The organism is Streptococcus sp. 2022WUSS135 (assembly GCF_044427045.1).
GTDB classification, from domain to species: Bacteria; Bacillota; Bacilli; order Lactobacillales; family Streptococcaceae; genus Streptococcus; species Streptococcus hashimotonensis.
Window position 1 is genome coordinate 1 of sequence record NZ_JAOTGL010000057.1, and the last position, 1,536, is coordinate 1,536.

A 1,536-nucleotide genomic window follows, 5' to 3' on the forward strand; every position below is an offset into this window, starting at 1 on the left:
AGTAAATTCCCAAAGTAAGTTCTAGTCTGTCTTAAAAACTGGAAACTAGAATGAGACAAAGAAATAAGGTAGAACTTACTATGGGACAAGTTGGTAACCGACAATGAAAAACAAACACTTAACTCTCTCTGATCGCAATGATATTCAAATAGGAATTGAACAACTTAAGCCCTTCTCAGCTATCGCTGTTAAGCTAGGAAAAGACCCGTCCACAATCTCAAAAGAAGTTCGGAGAAATAGGGTGATAAAAGAGAACTCTAGTACCTCCAATTGCGCCTGCCCTCTACTCAAAAAGGCTCCCTACGTTTGTAATGCCTGTCCGAAAAAGAGAATCAATTGTGGATACCAGAAACAGTTCTACTACGCAAAAAGAGCTCAGCTTGATTATGAAGCTAAGCTCTCAGAGTCGAGAACAGGTGTTGCCCTAAATAAAGAAGAATTCTATCGTATGGACGAGATTGTCTCTTCTGCCATCAAAAAAGGACAACACCTCAACCACATCATCGCCTCAAACGAACTGGCGGCATCCAGAGCTTCTATCTACCGATACCTTGAAAAAGGCTATCTGTCCACAAAGCCTATTGATTTCCCCCGTGTCGTGAAATTCAGAAAACGGAGAACCAGAAAACTACAACCCATTCCTAAAACTGCCAAAGAAGGACGGTCTTACGAGGACTTCCAACGCTTTCTCACAGAGAAAGGAATCAGCTATTGGCTGGAAATGGACACCGTTACTGGACGGATCGGCGGAAAGGTACTTCTCACCTTTAACCTCTCCTTCTGTAACTTTATCTTCGCTCGATTACTTGATAATAAAACAGCTAATGAGGTCGCTAAACACCTCTACGTTATCAAGAACGACCTGCATCAGAAGGAGATGAATTTCTGCGAAATATTTCCTGTCATTCTGACCGACAATGGTGGTGAATTCGCCAGAGTAGACGACATCGAAATGGATGTTCGTGGCGAATCAAAGCTCTTCTTCTGTGACCCTAATCGTTCTGACCAGAAGGGGAGAATCGAGAAGAATCACACACTTATCAGAGACATTCTTCCTAAAGGAACTAGTTTTGACAACTTGACACAGGAGGACATCAACCTAGTTTGTTCGCATGTCAACAGTGTCAAACGAGCTGCTTTCAACGGAAAATCCGCTTATGAACTCTTTACATTTACCTACGGTGAGGAATTGGCAACACTTTTGGGAATCTCTAAAATTGACCCTGAGAACGTCATCCAATCACCTCGATTATTGGATAAATAATCGCTAGTTTTTATCAAAAAATAATTTCAAAATAGAAAGGAACTTGTCCCATCCAAAATTCCAGATAGCTAGAACTTACTTTGAGATGTCTCAGAGCCAGTAACTTTAGTGTACTCTTTTTTTCAACATTTTCAACCCTAAAAATTCCTTGAATCTGCAGCTTTAGGCAAAAACAGAACTTAGTCTGAGACTAAATTCTGTTGGTGTTATGCAGTTTTCTCAAAGTAACTTCTGGAAGGACAGGAACTAGAACTTACTTTGAGAATTTACCA

The 1,536-nt window shown here is 40.6% G+C and carries 1 protein-coding gene; it reads left to right on the plus strand.

Features of this window, described 5'->3' with window-relative positions:
- Positions 1-103 precede the first annotated feature (103 nt).
- Positions 104-1,264 (plus strand): IS30 family transposase, encoded by a 1,161-nt coding sequence (locus ODU45_RS09880; RefSeq protein ID WP_398581230.1) that lies wholly within the window; start codon positions 104-106, stop codon positions 1,262-1,264.
- Positions 1,265-1,536 lie beyond the last annotated feature (272 nt).

Bases quoted from the DNA above. Each gene is read 5' to 3' on its own strand.
- ODU45_RS09880 (WP_398581230.1), top strand. From the start codon at position 104: ATGAAAAACAAACACTTAACTCTCTCTGATCGCAATGATATTCAAATA.